Below are 17797 nucleotides of genomic sequence, written 5' to 3'. Positions count from 1 at the left end.
GCTCAGGGCCTCAGAGCGCGCACGCGCTTGCCGTTGGCAAGCTTTACCCCACCGTCGTCGATGCTCACGACCTTCCAGCCGCCATCCAGCGTGTCGCCAGCCTGGACCGGAACTGTGCGCCCGTTGACATCCATCAAGGCGTTGTAGTGACCATCGAAAGCGCGCAACGAAATCAGTCGGGGCGCTTCCGGCGCAAGTCGCGGACCCCGTTCGGCAACGCCGCTCGACGGCATCGGGCCAGCCAACGAAATCGAGGGCGCCCCCCCTACCGGCGGCGCGGGCACGCCCGCGGGCGCGGCCGCCAGCGAGTCCTCCGCGCGCCTGACTTCCGCCTTGTACTTGGCGATCTCGGCGCGTGCCTTCCATAGGGCGATCTGCGACTGCAACACCGCCAGCTCCGAGGCGTCGGAAGGGCGCGACGGCTGGGTACTCTCGGCCACCGTTGCCGCCATCGCGGCGGTAGCGGCACTGCCGGCGCCAGTCGTCGCAGTGTCGGCCTTGGCCAGCGCCGCCGGGGCGGATGCCGGTTGCAACGTCACCGCGCCGCCCCCAGCCGATGCGATCGCCGCCGAGACGGGGTTCGACGTCGCCGGCAGCGCGTTGGCCGAGAGGGATGCCGACAGGCCAACGATTGCGGCAACAGCCAGCGCGGGCGGAGCCCAACGAAGATTGAATGCGAGTTTCTGCATGGTGTGGTCTCTGTGTTACAGCAGGCGGGCCGAGATCACGATCGCGATAACCGTGTCGCCCTTACTGGCGCCGACCCCGCCGCCGAGCGCCGCCATCCAGGGCTCGCCAATTCCGTTATTGGTCGTCGTCACCTTCTGGTTGCGCAGCCCGGTCAGCACCAGTGATTCGCCCGGCTTCAGGGTGATCGACTGTGTGAACCGATTGGTCGGCATGGTGCGCAGCTGGACGCTGGTCTGGTTCGAGGTCCCGCCCGAGTTGAACCGCTCCAGCGGCAGCAGGTCGGACAGCGTCATGTCGAAGTTCATCAGGATCCGCCCGTCGACGACCTTGGGCAGGAAGTTGCTGGTGAAGCCATAAGTCACCGTGCCGGTCTGGATCGAACTGGTGGAACCTACATTCGAGGCGAGCGTTGTCTGCGACTGCGAGACATAGTCCTGCAGGGTTGCAGTCTGCAGGGCCAGCACCTTGCCGTTCTGCGTAACGCCCGAGCGCGACACCACCTGCGACACATTGCCAAGCGTCGAAAGCGCCTGGACCACGGCTTTGCTGCCAGCAAACGGTCCGCTCATGATCGTCGCGCCCAGGTTCATGGGCGAGGCGCTGCCAGAAACTGCCGGCATGCTTGCCGAATTGAACGATACGCCTGTGCCGCCACTGGAGCTCTGGTAGGCGAGCGAGAGATTCAGACCGTAGTTGTCCTCCCGCGTCACGCGGACGTCGTAGACCTGCACATCGATGGCCACCTGCTTCCCATACATGGCTGCCAGGCTCTTCACGAACTGCTCAATGCGATCGCACTGCACGGGGTCGCCAGTGACCGTCAAGGTGCCAAGGTTCTTGTCAACAACGACCTCAGCGCTCGCGCCGGCGACTGCCTTCGCGGTGGCCTGGAGGGTTTCCCAAGGCTTCATCTCGATGGACATGCTCATCGACTGTCCGCTTCTGCCGCCACTGCCGCCTGCACTCCCGCCATTGCTTGAAGCGCCTGCCATCCCGCCAGAACTGCTGTCCGACGTTGTGATCGATCCGTTCATCAACGAGGCGTCGGCAAGGCTCGGCAGCATGAAGGTCCGAGTTTCCGTCCTGAAGAACGTCACCGTGCCGTCGTTGTAGCGGGACCAGACGCCGAAATGGGCCTCAACGGCATCCAGAAAGCCCTTGAAGTTGCCTTCGTACCGCAGCGTCAACGGCATAACCGAGGCGATACTGGCGGCCGAGCCAGCAGACACGCTGCCCAATGGTGCGGCGAGGTCGACCACACGCGGCGTTCCCCCCATGGGGATGGGACCGCCTGGCCGTGCCGCGGCGGGTGGCTGCGTCGGCGTACCGGCGGCTGCTGACGCAACGGCCGACACATCCAGAGTCGCGCGCACGCCGACGCTCTGCGCGATCCAGTTGACGGCTTCGTTCAACGAACCAAGTGTGCCTTTGAACGTCACATGCTTGCCGTAGATGTCCGGCTGAGGCTTGCTGGCGCGGATTTTCTCGCCCAGCAACCAGGCGCCTTCGTGCACCCGAAACACAGGGCGACTGCGAGGCGCGTCGGCGTAACGCGCACGCGCCTCGCTGCCGATGGCGTTCTGCACATTGCGCGTCTCCATCACGCCGCATCCTGATAGCAGCGTGGCGGTCGCCACGGCAGCGGCGGTATAGCGTTTGCTTTGCATCTTCATTGCACCATTCCGTTTTGGCTGATGATCACCGTGCGGTTGCCGCGCCAGCTATCCCCCACCACGTCTGCACCGTTGCTGGCCAGCTCCTCGACAACGCGCTTCACAGCGCCTTCGAAGTCGCTCCCGTAGTCCTTGTCGCCCGGCACGATCCATCCGTCCGGAACATTCCATGCGACTGTCCAGCCCGCCCTGGCGGCCCAGCTCTGAAGCTGCTGTTGAAGCGCCTGCCCTTTGACAAGGCGGAACACGTCGCCGACCACCGGAGCGCCGCCCGAAGCGGCAACTGCCAATGCCGGCGTATTGGTTGGGACCGATGCTGCGGTCAGCGAGGACGTATTCGCGGCCAGCAATGTCTGGTCGATTGCGGCCTTGTTGATCCGCGCCGGCTGCAGTTGCTGCCAGCCGTCGCTCGACAGTAGCGAGGCATGCACTGCCGGCGCGAGGCTCAAGCCGCTCAGCAGCGTCGCCGCAGTGACGGCAATGCGGAGGGTTCGGTTGGATTGGCACATAGCTATGCTTTCGATTGATCTGAAGGAACTACCGCAAGGCGGCGCGTTGCAGCGCCTGCCACCGCGCATGAATCTGGTTGGCGTACCGCAACTGCTTGTCGGGTGAGGAGGCGTTGTAAGCCCCGACTGCTTTCCACGTCGGCCCGAAGCGCTGGATGTTCTCGCGCAGGATCCACGCGCCGACGTAGGCATTGATGCATCCATCAAACAGGTGGGCTCGCGTGATGCCGTACCGGCCCAGCCGCGGCAGGTGGATCGAATTGATCTGCATGAGGCCGATATCCTCCGAACCGTTGGCATTGCGATTCGTGACCCATGGGCGCATGCCAGATTCCTGCATGGCGATGCTTCGCAGCAGCGAAGGGCTCACGCCGTGAAACACCGCGGCATCGTCCAGGCAGTCGGCATGGGCAGCGCCGGTCAGCAAGGCCATGAACACGAACCCGATCGCTTCGATCCTCACAGCGCCACCTTTCCATGCTGCTCTTTGAACCGGACCTGCGGCACGCGATCCACGTAGACCACGCTCCCATCCGCGATCACGGTCAAGCGTGCTGCAATGCCGTCGAACTTGTAATAGCGGTCCTTGTGCTCGCCGTTGCGCTGGTGCTCATCGCCGAACACGGAAACGCTCACCATCGACTTGGCAAAGCTGAGGTAGGTGGCACCGTCCTTCTCGAAGACCATATCCAGCCCGGCGCTGTTCTGACGGGAAAACTCATAGGCAATTTCCGGGGTGCGCTTCACCTCCACGGATTTCCCGCCCGCCGTCGCCGTGAACCGGTCGACTGTCGCAAAGGACATTACGCGCTGGGTCTCATCCCACCTCGTCCAGATCTTGCTGTTTGAAGCGTCCCGCAAGACCAAGTCCTTGGGCTCCTGCTCGAACCGGATCTCGATTCGGCCCTGCTTCGTGTCACGGATCGCCACCGCGCCGAATGCAGAGGCCAGGGTAGGGCCCTCTGGCAGCGGTGTCCCGGCTACCGGCGTTACCGCATCGGCAGGGGCTGCAGGCAACGATGCCGGGGAAGCAGGCAACGTGTCAGCTGTCGTGGCAGTGGCCTGAAGCTTCCCGTCAGGGGTTGCGGCTGCGACGTCACCCTCGACCACGGCGAAGCTCTTCGCTGGGCCGGCGCGCAGCGCGATATTGCGGCGGCTGAAATCCACCTCACCGTAGAGGTTGCGCTGCTCTAGCACGCGGGCAAGCGCCTGCAGCCAGTTCTCCCCGCCGCGCGTTTCGAGGATCACTTCTTCGGTCAAGGGGATGTCTTTCTGCGCGGTGCCGCTCCATCCTGCCGGCGCGATCGACTTCACCAGCTGCGCGAGCGGCAGGTTGGACCGGCCAGCACGGACCAGGGGCTGGCTGGCGTAGCTGCCGATCAGTGCCAGTCGCCCAGAGATTGCGGCGGGGCTACGGGCCATATCTCCTACTGGATTCGCCGGCTCCGACGTGAAACCGTTTGCCCGCTTCCAGCGAGCGACGACAGGCTGCCCGCTGACCGAGTAGCGAACGACGTCTGGCACCCCATCGATCACCCAGTATGGGCCGCTCTGGATCGCCCCCTCTGCCTGCACGGCCTGGCCATGCCGAGGCTGGATGTAAGTCGACAGCCCATCGTTGAACACCATGGCGGGGCGATCGGCGGCGCGCGCGACGACCTGATAGTCGAAGTCCAGTGGGTCGGTGTCGGCCGCCATGGCATGCGTCGCCACCAGAGCAAGTGCGGAAAGGATAAGCGGCCTGATCATTGGAATTGCGCGACGTGTTTCATGAATCGGGAGAAGTACGGCCCACCGCGCTCCGGGTTCGCGCTGTGGTACCACGCCACCGCCTTCATGGCGGAGCCGCTGCGTTGCAGGTTCTCGGTCAGAATGTCTTCTGCCACGCGGATGTTCGTCGCCGGGGCAAGCGCATCCCATGGCGAAGCGAACCGCTTGCCGTGGTAGCACCAGTTCACCTGCATCAGCCCGACATCGAAATCGCAGCGTTGATTGGCAAGCAATCGGTTGATGGCGCCGTAGGCTTCCTCGCGCGTCGAAAAGAACATGCCGCGGCCGGCCACATTGAGCGTCCACGGCCAGGGTCGGCCTCGGTAGGACGACTCATTCATGGCAATGCCCGCTGTGATCTTGGGATCCACGCGGCTTCCCATCTGTGCGAACGGTTCTGTCTTGGGGGCACACGCCCAGCCGCCGCGCCGCTCGGCCAGCGCTTCCTGTGCGGCATCATTCAGTGCGGGCGGACGCAGCCAACCCTCGCGCACGAACAAGGCGGCGATCGGTACAGGTTTGCCGGCAAGCGTGACAACTGGGCCAGCCTCCGCACCGGGATCGATCTGTGCACCAAGCAGGCGCGCCGACCATCCGAGGAATGCTTCGAGTCCGCAATACAGGACCGGATTCCCTTCGAGGGTGTGAACACGCGCCCGACCATCGACTTTCACCACAATGGCGTTCGGGCTAATGACCGCGTCGATCGTTGCAGCTTGCGTGGCAAGCGATGCGACGCCACATACGACGAATGCTGCGAGCCGCTTAGTCACGATAGGCCTCCAGCACGATGTCATGCTTGACCTGGACCATCATCTTTTGTCCCGGCTCGGTCGTGATGGTCGGACGGATATTCTGGTTGCGGTTCAGGATGGTCTGCGCGGTCTGCGTGGCGATTTGCCCCGCGGCGTTTCCATAGGCGACCAGACCGGCCGGCCCGACGGTGGTCGTCGTCGGGTTGTCGTTGAAACGAAGCGAGAGCGCACCGATCACCAGCGCACCGCTGAAGATTCTCAAAAAGTGGTTATTGACGTCACCGCTGTTGCCGGCGGTCCCATCTGGATCGGCACCCTGCATCCCCAGGAGCGGCACGGTTTTGCCGTTGGGCAGTTGCATGCGCACGAACGCTGTGAGAAGGCGCTCCTGCCCGACAGCAATGTCCGCGCTATACATACCGACCAGCGTGCTGCCGGCAGGGATTACCTTGCAGGTACCCTGCACGGTGTCGTAGATGTCCTGGGACACGGTGGCGCGGAACTCGCCGGGCTTGTCCGAGTTGAGGCCCCCGGCAAACACTGCCGGGATGACGAAGCCTCGGCTGACTGTGCATTTTGGCAACTTGCCATCGAAGCCGGTTCGCAAGGTGCTCACGCTCCCGGCGTCACGCAGGAACTGCCGGTCACCGGAGACTGGCTGTGGCGTCGCGTTGTCCTGTGCGAGCGCGGCCGCATTCGCAGCGCCCTGGCGTGCGGCCACCGCTTGCTGGATCGCGCGCATTTGCGCAGGGTCCGAGACATCCGCGATCCCGGCTGGCAGTCGCCCCTGAGTCAGTTGAGACTTGCGCACGCCAGACTTGAACACGGGTGCCGTGAAGAGATCATCCTCCTCGTTCTTCTTGGCATCCACCGTGGGCGTCGCTTTCGGGCCGCCGTTCAGATCGGCAGCGGTCAGCACCGGCTTCTTGGAGTCCGGCGTAATGGCTTCCTTGCGCTGCTTGTCGGCTTCGTCGCGAGCCTTGTCCGCCTGTGCGCGAATCGCCGCCTCAAGGCTTTGCCCATTGTCAGCATTGCCCGCGCGCTGCTTGATCTGATCCGCCCGGGCCTGCTCGGCCTTCGCCTCAAGCTGTTCGTCCGTGACGGTCTGGAAGTAGTAGCCCAGAGCGCCCACGATCAACGCCGAAATGCCGCCGAGTGCGAACATCACGTTGCGGGGAAGCTTTCCCTTCACCGTACGGACTTGCGCATCGCTCACGGAAGCTGCGTTTGGATCCATCTTCGAGGCGCGCATCAGAACAGCCCCAGGACGCGACGGCGCCCACGCTCGATCTTGATCTCATCGTCACCGGAGCGCAGGACGACGGTATCGGCGAGGCGCTGCACCACCAGATAGCCGCCGCGACGAAGCTGATTGACCACAACAAAGTCGCTGCCGTCCTTCACCAGCGCGACCGGCCAGCTCTGCAACGCGGCGGCAGGCAGTCGTAGCCAGAGCGCCTTGCCATCGTCGAACGCGGTCTCCGGCTTGAAGCTGGCGGTGCCGGAAATGGAATACTCGAAGTTCAACTGGTCCGGCGACACCGCGACGGCGTCAGGGTTGCGCGCATCGGCCCCGGCTGACCTGGCATCCTCCCCTTGCTCGCCGCGCGCATCGTTGCGCGCCTTTAGCTTGGCCGAGATGGAGGTCGGAATGCGGAAGCGCACTTTCTGGTAGAAGATGCCGCCCAGCGGCGAGGACACCAGCGTGAACTCGTAGCTGCGCTTATTCGTGTTCACCGACAAGGTATTGACGAGACCCGCCGCCTGCGGCTTCACGTAGAGATGGTTGGCGCCATCCGTGTCGTAGTCCCAGCGCACGTTCTCGCCCCAGGCCGGGTCGCCAACGATCTGCTCATCGTCCGGGAACTCGATCGTTGTGACTTTCAGTGGCGCGCTCAGCACGCGGAAGATCTGGTCGCGGCTGTAAGTGAATACGACCAGGCGTGAATCACCCGGCAACGCGATAGGGTCGACACCGCCGTTGAACGGGTTTCCCGGGTTCATGGCGTCGCTCAGGTCGCCGATACCAAGACCGGCGACGCCTGCGCCGAGGCGGCGCCCATTCTTTTCCGCCGCGTTGCCATCGGGGATGGAGAGCAACAGTGCCAGGCCAAGGGCGATGGCCAGCGGGAGAAGTCGGGAGGGGGTGCGCGCTTCCATGGGCATTTGCACGGCTCAGGCCGCAGATTTCTGGATGGAGAAGAAGATGGGGAAGACACCAAAGGGGTTCGTCCCGAGCATGGCTTCCTTGTCCGCCGGCTTGACCTGATAGCGGAACGTGATCGCGTACCGCTGCTTGCGCGGCTTGTACCCATCCTCGGTGGTCGTGGTCACGAATTCCACCACCACGGTGCTATCGGGCAGGCTGGCAATATTGGTGAACTTCGGTTCCCGGGTGAGCGTCGGCGCCGACATCACCTGCCGGAACGGCTCGTCTTCATCGACCCATGCCTTGAACTGCTCCTTGGCCGATCCCAGCATCTGCTCTCGCACCGACCGCAGATTCGCCGCCATGCGCGACGACTCAATCTTTGGCATCAGAATGGGCTCGATCGTGAACCACCGCTGCACGAGGTCCTTGAGCGCGGCCTGCACCTGTCGTTCATCCGGATGGAATGCGTCCAGTTCACGCGTGATCGGCTTGCCGGTCGCATCCGCCGAAACGCCAACGACCTTCACCACCGACGGCGGCGGCTCGCGGGTCAGAATCGCCGCGAGTGCGACGCACGCGGCGCCGACCGTTGCGAGCTTCCAGTGATTGCGGTCCACGGTGATGCGCGTGGTCCGATCGAAAATGACTTGTTCCGGACGCTCTTCGCCATACATACCTGGCGCAACGGTCAGGGGCTTGGCTTTGTCGGTGGATCTGCGTAGGAATCGCATGATGCGGCGGGCTTTTGGGATGCCGCTAATTGAATCAGCGAAATGGCATGCACCTGCCCTCGAAAGCTGTGCCAATTTGCTGAGCTTTCCAATTTTCCTCTCGCTTCACCTCAATTTGATGCCTTCACAGCCGTCGGGATGGCTCGCCCAGCGCCAGCCGCTATGCCGCCACCCGATTTCCCGCGGCGAGGGGCGCCAGCGAGGTGTCTACCTTCGAAAGCTCAGGATTTGACCGCGTCATTCGCTATCTTAAGAAGGAACATGTTCCTCTTGCTACGCCTTGAGCGGACCGGCGCCCCACAACTTCGTCAAAAGCTCTTGAAAATCGCCTAGCTTTCAGTCGACTACAGGACCGTTTGCCCGCCAACAATAGCGGGCATGGAATCAGCGTCCACCAACCACCCTCTTCTGCAGCTCACGCAGCTTGCCGACAGCTCCGTGTCGATGTTCTTCGAATCGCTGGCGCCGTTGCACGATGTCCTTCATGCGGATGACGTGGCGGAGGTCATGATCAATCGCCACAACAGCATCTGGGTCGAGCGACGCGGCATCATGACCCGACTCGATATCGAGATCGATCCGTTCAAGATCGAGGGGGCAATCCGTTCCTTGGCGTCGTCGGTAGAAAAGTCCGCGGTGCGCGGCACGGCCCAGGGCATCATCAACGCCGGTCACAAGGGCCTGCGGATCGCCGCCGTGATGCAGCCAACGTCGATCGACGGCCACGCACTGAGCATCCGGCGGCATCGCGAGAAGAACATGCGCCTGTCGGACTATGTGAAAGCCGGCGCGTTCTCATCCCGGCATGCGCGCACGGAAATCGAGACGCCCATTTTCTGCGGCCCTGTCGAGGACGACGCACTCGCCCGGGCGCTCGGCGAGCTAGTCCGCCAGCGCAAGAACATCCTGGTGGCAGGCGGTACCTCTTCAGGCAAGACCACGCTACTCAATGCCATGGTCGGCGAGATTCCGCCGGAGGAGCGCGTCATCACCATCGAGGACACAACGGAGCTCAAGCCCAGCGTGCCGAACGTCGTGCGGCTGCTTTCCAACGCCGACAAGGGCGTTACCACGCAGCATCTCGTCGCGCTCTCTCTGCGCTTCCGGCCAGATCGGATTCTGGTTGGCGAAGTCCGGGGCGGCGAAGCGTACGACATGCTCCAGGCCTTCAACACTGGCCACGACGGCGGCATGGGGTCATTGCACGCACCGAGTCCCCGCATGGCCTTGTCACGACTCGAAAGCATGGCTCTGCTCGGCATCCCGCCCGGTTCCGGCTGGAAAGTCGAAGACATGCGTCGCCTCATTGCCGACTGCATTCACTACGTTGTGCACATGAAGCGCTCGGGAGACATGCGCGTGCTCTCCGAGATCATCGAGATCAAGGGCTTTCGCAACAACGACTACGAATTCCAACGTGTTTTCTAATCCTCAGGAGTCCTCCCGCATGCCCCCCCATTTCTCCCTGCGCGCTCGCGCGACGGCTCGCAAGTACGCCCCGTCCGCCTTGTTGCTCGTCGGCATGATGGCAGTCGCCACCTCCGCCGTCGCGGCGGACGATTCGTTCCTCGGCAATCTTGGCAACTTCATCTGCGGAATCGCCACCTTCATCAACACGAAGTATCTGTTCGTCATCGGCCTGATCGTCATTGTGCTCGGCGCCTATGCCTATGCCAATGCGGAATCGAGCCTGTCCAAGTTCATCTCGGGAGCTTGCGTTGGCGTCGGCCTGGCCGCGGCGGCGCCGTCGATCCTGAAGACGCTGAACATCGTCGCCGCCTGCACCGGTTTCTGAGATGAGAAAGCACCATGTGAGCATCGGCCTGTCGATGCCTCGCCTGATCGCAGGCGCGGTGCGGGGCCTTGCCATCGCCAACGGCACCATCGTCGCGCTGTTGATCTATGTCACCTACCGCAGCGGCTGGGAGATCCCGGTGTTGATCTTCGTCATCGGCCTTTGCACCCATGCGCTGTTGGCGTGGCTGACGAGCCGAGATCCGTGGTGGAACCAGATTCTCAACGTCTACAACATGTACGGCGACCTGTACGAGTCGGTGCCCTGGCACGGCAAGTCCGACGCGGTGTTCCGCCGGCCGTACGGCTTTGACAGTGACTTGCCATGCTGAAACTCAAACGCCGCCCGCTGGCAGAGATCGTGCCCTGGCTCACGTCCCTCACCCCGGAACTGATCCTGAACAAGGACGGCTCGCTTCTGGCGACCTACGAGTTCCGCGGCGTCGATGCGGACAGCGCGGACGCCAGTGACATTACCTCGGCCCGAGACCAGCTCGACCAGGCTTGCCGATCCTTCGACAACCGGATCACAGCCTGGTGGCGAGTGTCCCATCGCCGTACGTCCGGTTTCATCGACGGCGAGTTCAGCAACGCGGCAGACGCGCGTCTCAATGCGCTCAACCGTGCGCACATGACAACGGGCCGATACTTCCGCAATACGCACGCGCTCAGCATCGCCTATACACCGGAATCCGGCATCGCCAAGTTCTTTGAAAAGATTGGCTATCACATGACCGTGGGGGGGCGGTCCGTCTACGGTGCGATCGTTGAAGCCGCCAAGGACACGGTGCTGTCACGTAGCGCTTTCGCCTTCGATCTGGAGAAGATGCGCGCAGATACTCGGCGTTTCGAGGCCATGCTCGACGCATTCTCCGGCGGCATCCCGCGCATCAAGCCGACACGGCTCACGATGCAGGACAGCTATGCGGCGCTCCATCAAGTTGCCAACCCCAGCGTGCCGCCGCGTCGCATCCGGTATCCGGTCACGCTGCTCGACACGCACCTGACGGAATCCGAAGTCACGGTGGGTGCCGAGAGACTGCTGTTCGAATCCGCCCATGGCAAGCGCTATGCGGCAGTGGTCGCGGTCAAGGAATGGATGAGCTTTCAGGAAGCAGCGCTGGACAGCCTCCTGCAAGTGGATGCCGAGTTGGACATCTGCATCATGTACCGCTTCCTCGACACCGCACGCGCCACCGCATACATCGAGAAAGTTCGTCGCTTCTACAAGATGGCCGCGGTGAACCTGCGCTCCATGATGAAGCAGTATGTATCGAAGGAGGAAAGCGAGAACGACGAAGGTCGCGAGGAACTTGCCAAGGAAGCCGGTCATGCCCTCAAGCGGCTTACCGCTGAAGGGGTGCAGCACGGCTTCGCCAACATTTCGGTGATTATCTATGCCGACTCTGAAAGTGAATGCGAGGACGCCGTCAGCGAGGTGGTCGGCGCATTGACCAACGCCGGCTTCGGGGCGATCCGCGAGAAGGCCAATCTGATGCCTGCCTGGAACAGCACCCTGCCCGGTCGCTGGGACAAGCAACGGCGACTGCAGTTCGTCGAAACGCCTGCCGTGTCCGACATCGCGCCCGTCCGTTCTGTCCTGGAAGGTCCTACATTCAACGCATGGCTGAGCGAGAAGACCGGCGCCGAGGTTCCCCCGCTCACCTGCCTGCCAACCCGCCACCGAACCATCCAGCGCGTCGACATGCACCAGCGGGGTGGCAATGGTCATTTGTTCGTGATCGGTCCAATTGGTGCTGGCAAATCCGTGTTCCTGAACTTCCTGGTGTCGCAGGGCGACAGGCACAAGGCGCGTCGGATTCGCTTCGACAAGGATAGGTCTACCCGCATTCCCACGCTGCTCAGTGGCGGCACGTTCATCGACGTGACGGGCAAGTTCCAGACCAGCACGCCGGTCAATCCCTTGTCGCTGCTGGCCGATCCCGCGAACTTCACCTACGTCACGGAATGGCTGACGCTCGCCCTCGAAGACGATGACTTCACGCTGTCGCCGCAGCAGGTCCAGGACCTCTTCGAGGCCGTGAAGCTAGTCGCGGGATACCCCCGCGAACGCTGGACCCTCAGCTCGCTCTCCACGATGCTGCATGCCGACCTGCGCACGCGGCTTCAGATCTGGCTCAAGGGCGGTCAGTACGGTCACTTCTTCGATCACGCCGAGGACGCATTCGCCGTCAGTGACAACCTGTGCATCGAGATGGGCGAGCTGTTCCAGAAGTATGAACGCGCAGCGGTACTGTTCACCGACTACGCCTTCTACCGCATCAGCCAGTCGATGGACGGTATCCGCTACACCATCATCGAGGTGGAAGAATGCGGCTTCTTCTTCCAGAACGAACGCTTCTATCGGCGCTACGAGGATTGGATCACCACCATCCGCAAGCTCAATGGCGCCATCTGGTCGGCGACGCAGTCCCTTCGCCAGATTGCGCGCGTCGCGAACTTCGAAATCCTCAAGGAGAACATCGCGAACTGGGTCTACCTCCCTAACAGCCAGGCCAAAACTAGTCCTGAGCTTTACAAGGAGAAGTTCGGTCTGACCGATGACCAGGTTGCCCTGATCTCTGACGCGGTGCCCAATCGCGACTACCTCCTCATCACCACTACCCAGACCCGGATGCTGCAGACGTCATTCTCCGACGAGATGGTCGCCATGCTGCGCTCGGATGGCGTTGCACAGTCCATCTGCGACAAACACTACACGTCTGGCGACGCCGATTGGCAGGACCGCTATGTGCGCGAAATGCTCGCGCGCGCCGCATAACGTTGGAGCATCAAGTGAAGAATTGGATCGCCAACATCGCCATCGCCACTGCGGTCTTCGGGGCTTCTTCGGCCCATGCCGCGCTGCCCGTCACCGACTGGGTGGGACTCATTCAGACCACCATGACGGCAATGCAATCGCTGAAAACGGAGGTTTACGAGAATACCAACATCGCCTACCAGTACAAGATGATGGCCAACCAGCTTCTGCAGTCCACGGGCCTGGACGCCGCCGCCCTGACGGAGCAGCTGGACGCGATCAAGGATGACATCGGCAAGTACGAGGTTTATGGCACTACGCTTAAGGACTTGTATGGCACTGTCTCCGACAACGCCGACTATTTGAAGAAGATCCAGAGCATGGTCGTTGCCTCGGGCAAGACTAAGGAGCAATGGTTCCAGGACCAGCGCCAGCTGCTGAGCAACGGCGACAAGACGGCCAAGAACCTGTTCAGCCTGGGCGAGCAAATCTTCAAGAACACGCAGTCTGTCGCACAGCGCCGTCAGAAGATTCAGGCACAGGTCAAGCTCTCGCCGACGGCTCAGGCGGCGGCGCAATCCACCAATCAGATGCTGGACGTGCTTGCCAGCCAGAACTCGGATCTGCTGCAGCTCATGAGCGTGCGGGCCCAAGCGGACGCGGATAGGGACCAACAGAGCGTCGCCAGGGAAACGCAAAGCGCTGAGGCTATGCGCGCGATCTCGACTGCGCAGGATGAGGAGCTCCGGCAACTGCGTGCCCGGGTCTTCTCTCGCAAGCTGCAAGCCGACTGAGCGGGTGCCAGGAAGCCATGCTATTGCGTCTATTGATTCTACTGGTCACTGCTGTGCTATTGCACACAAACGTGGCTTTCGCTCAGACCGAGATTCCCCCTTTGATGATTGGGTCGCAGGCGGAAGAATCCACCAAGACCCCGCCGTCATTCTCCGGACAGAAAGGGACGATCGCCGAATCTCTCAAAAGTTGGGTCGGCCAGTTCGAATCGTTTCGCAGCGGCCTGATCGCAAGCGCTACACCGCTGAGTCAGACCATCCGATCGGAGACCGACAAGGTGGCCTATGGCTTGGCACTCATCACGCTGACTCTGGCCGGCATCCGATTCGCTGCAACGAACGATCCGACCACGGCGTGGACGGACATCTTTGAGGCGTTAATGCTCTTGGGAATCTTCGCAGGGATCTATTTGGGGTACGACAAGTTCGCACCGGGAATTTTCGACTGGTTCAAAATGCTCGGCGACAAGATCGCCGGTACTCGCTCCAGCAATCCGGCCTTGACGCTCATCTCGGTAGGCGCCGGCTTCCTGGACACCTACAACAAGGCTATGGATGCGGCAAGCGGCCTCTCCATACTTAGCGTAGCCCTTTCCGGGATCGTCCTCATCATTACATTTGTGGTCTGTGCGGTTGCAGCGCTGCTCTACAGCTTCTTCATCGCTTTAGGGGAGGTGCAGGCCGCCGTCGGCATCGTCGTGGGCCCTCTCGCTGTAGCGCTCGCATTCTCGGATTACTCGCGCCGCTTCTTCGTCTCCTGGCTCGATTTCATGATTAGTGCCTCGATGTACACGGTCGTTGCCTCCGTCATGGCGCGACTCGTCTCCAGCGCTTTCACTTCCACCATGGTCGACCAGACTGACATCGGCACCCAGTCCCTTGCGGGCGCTGCCTATGCGCTCGGCGTCGCGATGTTCATGCTGCTTGTCGCGCTGGAGATCCCCAAGATGGCGGGCGCAATCTTCGGGTCCGGTGGCGGGCTGAGCGGGGGTGCTGCCGGGCGTCTGGGCATGAAAGCCGCTAGCGGAATCGGCGGGTTCCTGGCCAAGAAGGGCAAGTGATGACGGTCCATCACCACCTGACTCCACCGGCTTTGCTGGCATCCCACGACAGCCGCCTTGCGTTGGTTCGACAGTATGCCAACGAATCGAATGGGGGCGACTTCCGTACCAAGTGGCTCAGCGTTCTAGATCGCTGCGCCGCGTGGTTCTCCAGCATGCCGCTTCGGCCGACCGAGCACGCCGAACCAGGGGGAGCGTTCCGCGCGACGGTCGAAGCCGCGTACTTCGCCATGCGGCTGTCCGGCGCCCAGAAGTTTGCCGCAGATCAGACCTCGGAACGCCGGCGCCAGCTTGAGCCTCAGTACCTGTATGCGCTGTTCCTCGCAGCGTGCTGTTCGCGGCTCGACGAGCCTTGCCGCCACTTCCAGTTTCACCGGCAGCGCGACGGAGCGGAATGGGTTCCTGCCGCCCACGGCGCCTTTGGCATCTGGCTTGGCGATGACACATACCGGGTCACCCGTCGTGAGGCACCTCTGCCGAGCGAGCGGATGCGCACGGCACTGCTAGCACGGGAAATCCTGGGGGCTGAGCGCCTGGGCGCATTTGACAGCCAGGTGCTGACCGATCTGTTCGGCGCCATCAACCCAGATCCACGGCCAGCCGGCCTGGAGACGCTGCTGCACAAGGTGGTGCGTCAGGCCATCGAGACCGTCACCCAGTTCGAGTTGAAGGCCCGTCGGGCGGCCTTTGCCCCGGACACAACACCTGCCCCGTCAGCGCACGCGCTGGCCGCCGATGGCGTCACCGGCGCGTCGACGCCGCCAGCGCAGGCGAAAACGGAGACGGCGCCCGTACCCGAGACGGAGACGGCGGCGAAAGCGGAGCAACCGGAGATTACGACCGAGGCGGATCCAAGTTCCCCAGCCGGACTCCAGCAGGCCGGCAGCGATGCGAGCGCGCAGCACCGTGCGTCGCCTAACACCTTAAAGCTCGACGGTGCCCGATCCTTGCGCAAGGAAGCACCGGCCGAGGATCCGTTCAAGGCGATTGCTGGCACCTCGAACCTCATGCGCGAATTCTTCAAGGCGCTCTCCCAGGACGCGGCCGCCGGCAAGACGAAGGTAACCCGGGTTGAGGGAAAGGTTGCCATCAGCAAGCGCTCGCTGGGCAACTATGGCATTGCCTCCGAGACGCTCATCGAAAATCTGCGCAAGTTCAAGCATCTCTACAAGATCGTGGGGCAAGACATCCTGCTGGTCAACGAGGTTGGAAACCTGATCTTGCCTGCCTCCGAGGCCGCATGAACCAGTACATTAATCACTTTCGCCCCATCTACGAGTTCCGCGCAGTCGTCGGTTGGGCGTTGGCTGTCTTGCTGCTTCTGGTGAGTGGCATGCCCAACAGTGGCTACTTTGCGCTGGGTGGCCTGGCATTCCTGCTCTATCGCTCCAGCCAGGTGTGGCGCGCGCTCAGGTTTCGTCTTTCCATCTCCACGAAATGGCTGACCCTCATCGGGATCGATGATCTCCTGACACAGAGCCGCAAGTTGCGCTCGGATGACAAGGACGACGACGCCATGTATTTGGGTACCGGATACGAATGGTCGCAGAAGCATTGTCAGATCGCCCACGACATCCTGCGCATGCCATCGAGCGACATCCCGGGCCTGCCCAAATGGCTGCCAAAGGAAACGGTCAAGGCTATCGAGAAGCTGTTCGCCCCAGAGAATAGCATCGTCGACCGATCGCCGCAGGGAAAATCCTGGATCGGTGGTATGGAATTGCAGCGCATCCCTATCCCCTTCCACTACAAGGCGATGGGCGGCCACACATCAATCAGCGGTACGACCGGTTCAGGTAAGACACGGACCTTCGAACTCATCTCGACACAGGTCATTCACAATTCAAATGACATTTTGATCGCGATTGATCCCAAGAATGATCCTGACTGGGTCGCTAGGTGCAAGCGCGAATGCGAGCGGACCGGCCGCAAGTTCCTGTACTGGAAACAGGCCGCACCATCGCAGTCTATCCGGTTGAATCCGCTGGAAAACTGGTCGCAGCCATCGGAAATCCCAACGCGTATCGCCCAACTGATGGAGGAAGGCCCTTTCCGCCAGTTCGCCTTTCTGTTCATCGACCGCGCCGTGAAGGGCGAGCTCTATGTCGGCGACAAGCCGAACCTGCGATCGATCCTGCAGTACGCACAGAACGGCATCAACAATCTTCTCGAGCGCGGGCTGGAGCGCTTCTTCCCTGAAGCCGGGAAGCTCGATTGGGAAGAGGAAGCCACGGGGTACATGCAGAAGGTTGCGCAGAAGGCGGGCGGCACCCGCCTGGACGCCATGGTCAGCCTGTACATCGACCGATTCTCCAAGCTCGGCAACGGGCATGAAGCGATCGACGGCCTCATCTCGACCTATCAACACGACCGCGACCACTATGGCCGGATCATTGCATCCGCCCTGCCTCTGCTGCAGATGCTCGCCACGGGCGAGACAGGTCTAATGCTGGCACCAAAGGCCGACGACTTTGAGGACGACCGCGAGATCTGGGATATCGACAAGGTCATCAAGCAGAAGGCGGTTCTCTACGTTGGAGCGGACTCCCTTTCCAATTCGATGGTGGCACAGGCTGTCATGTCGATGCTGCTGGCAGACATCGCTTCTGTCGCGGGCGCGATTTACAACTTCTACGCCAAGCCGCCCGAGATCGTCCTGGTGGTCGACGAAGCCGCCGAGGCCATCAACGAGCAATTGCTCCAGCTGCTGAACAAGGGCCGCGGTGCCGGCTTCAAGGCTTTCGTTGCCTACCAGACCCGCTCGGACTTCACGGCCAAGCTTGGAAACGTGGCCAAAATGCAGCAGGTTTTGGGCAATTTGAACAACCAGATCGTCTTACGATTGGAAGACATCGACACGGCGCAATGGTTCTCCGAAAAGGCCGGTACCACCGCTATCCGCAACCTGGTCGTGTCGAGCAGCACCAGCACCGGAACAGAGGCCCACATCGGCGAGTTCAGCGGGTCGATGTCCCGTTCGGCCCAGCTTGAGAAGGTACCACTGATTCCGCACGACCTTGTCATGCAACTGCCGAACCTGCAGTACTTTCTGCGAATCTCTGGGGGCGCTGTCTACCAGGGCCGAATTCCCATCATCAAAGACTAAA

17 protein-coding genes are annotated in these 17797 nt (G+C 62.1%); 8 read left to right on the top strand and 9 right to left on the bottom strand.

Translation table 11 applies throughout. The features are described 5' to 3' along the window. Nucleotides 1-2 precede the first annotated feature (2 nt). From pilP to AC5WJ1_RS30415, 9 genes are read right to left on the bottom strand one after another with little or no spacing between them, the layout of a single operon-like run. Complete coding sequence (gene pilP, locus AC5WJ1_RS30455; RefSeq protein WP_494477170.1) at nucleotides 3-689, bottom strand: type IV pilus biogenesis protein PilP; 687 nt, start codon at nucleotides 687-689, stop codon at nucleotides 3-5. Nucleotides 690-704: 15 nt separating this feature from the next. Continuing rightward, nucleotides 705-2363 carry a type II secretion system protein GspD gene (locus AC5WJ1_RS30450; RefSeq protein WP_494477169.1) on the bottom strand — a complete coding sequence of 553 codons (1659 nt, stop codon included), beginning with the start codon at nucleotides 2361-2363 and terminating at the stop codon, nucleotides 705-707. Then, on the bottom strand, nucleotides 2360-2872 hold the full coding sequence (locus tag AC5WJ1_RS30445) for a toxin co-regulated pilus biosynthesis Q family protein (protein WP_494477168.1): 513 nt from the start codon (nucleotides 2870-2872) through the stop codon (nucleotides 2360-2362). Before AC5WJ1_RS30445 ends, AC5WJ1_RS30450 begins: the two co-directional genes overlap by 4 nt. A 28-nt stretch (nucleotides 2873-2900) precedes the next feature. After that, nucleotides 2901-3305 carry a lytic transglycosylase domain-containing protein gene (locus AC5WJ1_RS30440; RefSeq protein WP_494477404.1) on the bottom strand — a complete coding sequence of 135 codons (405 nt, stop codon included), beginning with the start codon at nucleotides 3303-3305 and terminating at the stop codon, nucleotides 2901-2903. Nucleotides 3306-3331: 26 nt separating this feature from the next. Beyond that, entirely contained in the window at nucleotides 3332-4621 is a 1290-nt protein-coding gene (locus tag AC5WJ1_RS30435) for a TrbG/VirB9 family P-type conjugative transfer protein (RefSeq protein ID WP_494477167.1), read from the bottom strand. Then, nucleotides 4618-5415 carry a lysozyme family protein gene (locus AC5WJ1_RS30430; RefSeq protein WP_494477166.1) on the bottom strand — a complete coding sequence of 266 codons (798 nt, stop codon included), beginning with the start codon at nucleotides 5413-5415 and terminating at the stop codon, nucleotides 4618-4620. Before AC5WJ1_RS30430 ends, AC5WJ1_RS30435 begins: the two co-directional genes overlap by 4 nt. Then, the gene (locus AC5WJ1_RS30425) at nucleotides 5408-6634 is read right to left on the bottom strand and encodes a TraB/TrbI/VirB10 family type IV secretion system protein (protein ID WP_439673040.1); all 1227 of its coding nucleotides are present in this window, start codon (nucleotides 6632-6634) and stop codon (nucleotides 5408-5410) included. The genes AC5WJ1_RS30430 and AC5WJ1_RS30425 overlap by 8 nt, the downstream gene beginning before the upstream one ends. 14 nt (nucleotides 6635-6648) lie before the next feature. Then, nucleotides 6649-7557, bottom strand: a complete 909-nt coding sequence (locus AC5WJ1_RS30420) for a TrbG/VirB9 family P-type conjugative transfer protein (RefSeq protein ID WP_494477165.1) — start codon at nucleotides 7555-7557, stop codon at nucleotides 6649-6651. A gap of 15 nt (nucleotides 7558-7572) precedes the next feature. Further along, nucleotides 7573-8280, bottom strand: a complete 708-nt coding sequence (locus tag AC5WJ1_RS30415; protein ID WP_494477164.1) for a VirB8/TrbF family protein — start codon at nucleotides 8278-8280, stop codon at nucleotides 7573-7575. 378 nt (nucleotides 8281-8658) lie between these two features. Here AC5WJ1_RS30415 and AC5WJ1_RS30410 point away from each other — a divergent pair, with 378 nt between their 5' ends. The 8 genes from AC5WJ1_RS30410 to traD are packed head-to-tail and all read left to right on the top strand — an operon-like array spanning nucleotide 8659 to nucleotide 17796. Next, nucleotides 8659-9708, top strand: coding sequence for a TadA family conjugal transfer-associated ATPase (locus AC5WJ1_RS30410; protein ID WP_494477163.1), 1050 nt, complete (start codon nucleotides 8659-8661; stop codon nucleotides 9706-9708). A gap of 19 nt (nucleotides 9709-9727) precedes the next feature. Continuing rightward, nucleotides 9728-10075 (top strand): TrbC/VirB2 family protein, encoded by a 348-nt coding sequence (locus AC5WJ1_RS30405; RefSeq protein WP_494477162.1) that lies wholly within the window; start codon nucleotides 9728-9730, stop codon nucleotides 10073-10075. A 1-nt stretch (nucleotide 10076) separates the two neighbouring features. Then, nucleotides 10077-10406 (top strand): conjugal transfer protein, encoded by a 330-nt coding sequence (locus AC5WJ1_RS30400; protein ID WP_494477161.1) that lies wholly within the window; start codon nucleotides 10077-10079, stop codon nucleotides 10404-10406. Continuing rightward, nucleotides 10400-12856 (top strand): VirB4 family type IV secretion system protein, encoded by a 2457-nt coding sequence (locus AC5WJ1_RS30395; protein ID WP_494477160.1) that lies wholly within the window; start codon nucleotides 10400-10402, stop codon nucleotides 12854-12856. The genes AC5WJ1_RS30400 and AC5WJ1_RS30395 overlap by 7 nt, the downstream gene beginning before the upstream one ends. Before the next feature lie 14 nt (nucleotides 12857-12870). After that, complete coding sequence (locus AC5WJ1_RS30390) at nucleotides 12871-13629, top strand: TrbJ/VirB5 family protein (RefSeq protein ID WP_494477159.1); 759 nt, start codon at nucleotides 12871-12873, stop codon at nucleotides 13627-13629. Between the two features lie 17 nt (nucleotides 13630-13646). Continuing rightward, nucleotides 13647-14690, top strand: a complete 1044-nt coding sequence (locus AC5WJ1_RS30385; protein WP_494477158.1) for a TrbL/VirB6 family protein — start codon at nucleotides 13647-13649, stop codon at nucleotides 14688-14690. Beyond that, nucleotides 14690-15934, top strand: a complete 1245-nt coding sequence (locus tag AC5WJ1_RS30380; protein ID WP_494477157.1) for a TraI domain-containing protein — start codon at nucleotides 14690-14692, stop codon at nucleotides 15932-15934. Before AC5WJ1_RS30385 ends, AC5WJ1_RS30380 begins: the two co-directional genes overlap by 1 nt. Beyond that, on the top strand, nucleotides 15931-17796 hold the full coding sequence (traD, locus tag AC5WJ1_RS30375) for a conjugative transfer system coupling protein TraD (protein ID WP_494477156.1): 1866 nt from the start codon (nucleotides 15931-15933) through the stop codon (nucleotides 17794-17796). Before AC5WJ1_RS30380 ends, traD begins: the two co-directional genes overlap by 4 nt. Nucleotide 17797: the final 1 nt, after the last annotated feature.

The organism is Cupriavidus sp. MEYA8 (assembly GCF_059278825.1).
The sequence above is the reverse complement of the archived record's forward strand: the minus strand, read 5'-3'. Positions and strand labels throughout refer to the sequence as shown.

Coding starts and splice junctions, on each gene's coding strand:
- pilP (WP_494477170.1), bottom strand. CDS start 689: ATGCAGAAACTCGCATTCAATCTTCGTTGGGCTCCGCCCGCGCTGGCT.
- AC5WJ1_RS30450 (WP_494477169.1), bottom strand. CDS start 2,363: ATGAAGATGCAAAGCAAACGCTATACCGCCGCTGCCGTGGCGACCGCC.
- AC5WJ1_RS30445 (WP_494477168.1), bottom strand. CDS start 2,872: ATGTGCCAATCCAACCGAACCCTCCGCATTGCCGTCACTGCGGCGACG.
- AC5WJ1_RS30440 (WP_494477404.1), bottom strand. CDS start 3,305: ATGGCCTTGCTGACCGGCGCTGCCCATGCCGACTGCCTGGACGATGCC.
- AC5WJ1_RS30435 (WP_494477167.1), bottom strand. CDS start 4,621: ATGATCAGGCCGCTTATCCTTTCCGCACTTGCTCTGGTGGCGACGCAT.
- AC5WJ1_RS30425 (WP_439673040.1), bottom strand. CDS start 6,634: ATGGATCCAAACGCAGCTTCCGTGAGCGATGCGCAAGTCCGTACGGTG.
- AC5WJ1_RS30420 (WP_494477165.1), bottom strand. CDS start 7,557: ATGGAAGCGCGCACCCCCTCCCGACTTCTCCCGCTGGCCATCGCCCTT.
- AC5WJ1_RS30415 (WP_494477164.1), bottom strand. CDS start 8,280: ATGCGATTCCTACGCAGATCCACCGACAAAGCCAAGCCCCTGACCGTT.
- AC5WJ1_RS30410 (WP_494477163.1), top strand. CDS start 8,659: ATGGAATCAGCGTCCACCAACCACCCTCTTCTGCAGCTCACGCAGCTT.
- AC5WJ1_RS30405 (WP_494477162.1), top strand. CDS start 9,728: ATGCCCCCCCATTTCTCCCTGCGCGCTCGCGCGACGGCTCGCAAGTAC.
- AC5WJ1_RS30400 (WP_494477161.1), top strand. CDS start 10,077: ATGAGAAAGCACCATGTGAGCATCGGCCTGTCGATGCCTCGCCTGATC.
- AC5WJ1_RS30395 (WP_494477160.1), top strand. CDS start 10,400: ATGCTGAAACTCAAACGCCGCCCGCTGGCAGAGATCGTGCCCTGGCTC.
- AC5WJ1_RS30385 (WP_494477158.1), top strand. CDS start 13,647: ATGCTATTGCGTCTATTGATTCTACTGGTCACTGCTGTGCTATTGCAC.
- AC5WJ1_RS30380 (WP_494477157.1), top strand. CDS start 14,690: ATGACGGTCCATCACCACCTGACTCCACCGGCTTTGCTGGCATCCCAC.
- traD (WP_494477156.1), top strand. CDS start 15,931: ATGAACCAGTACATTAATCACTTTCGCCCCATCTACGAGTTCCGCGCA.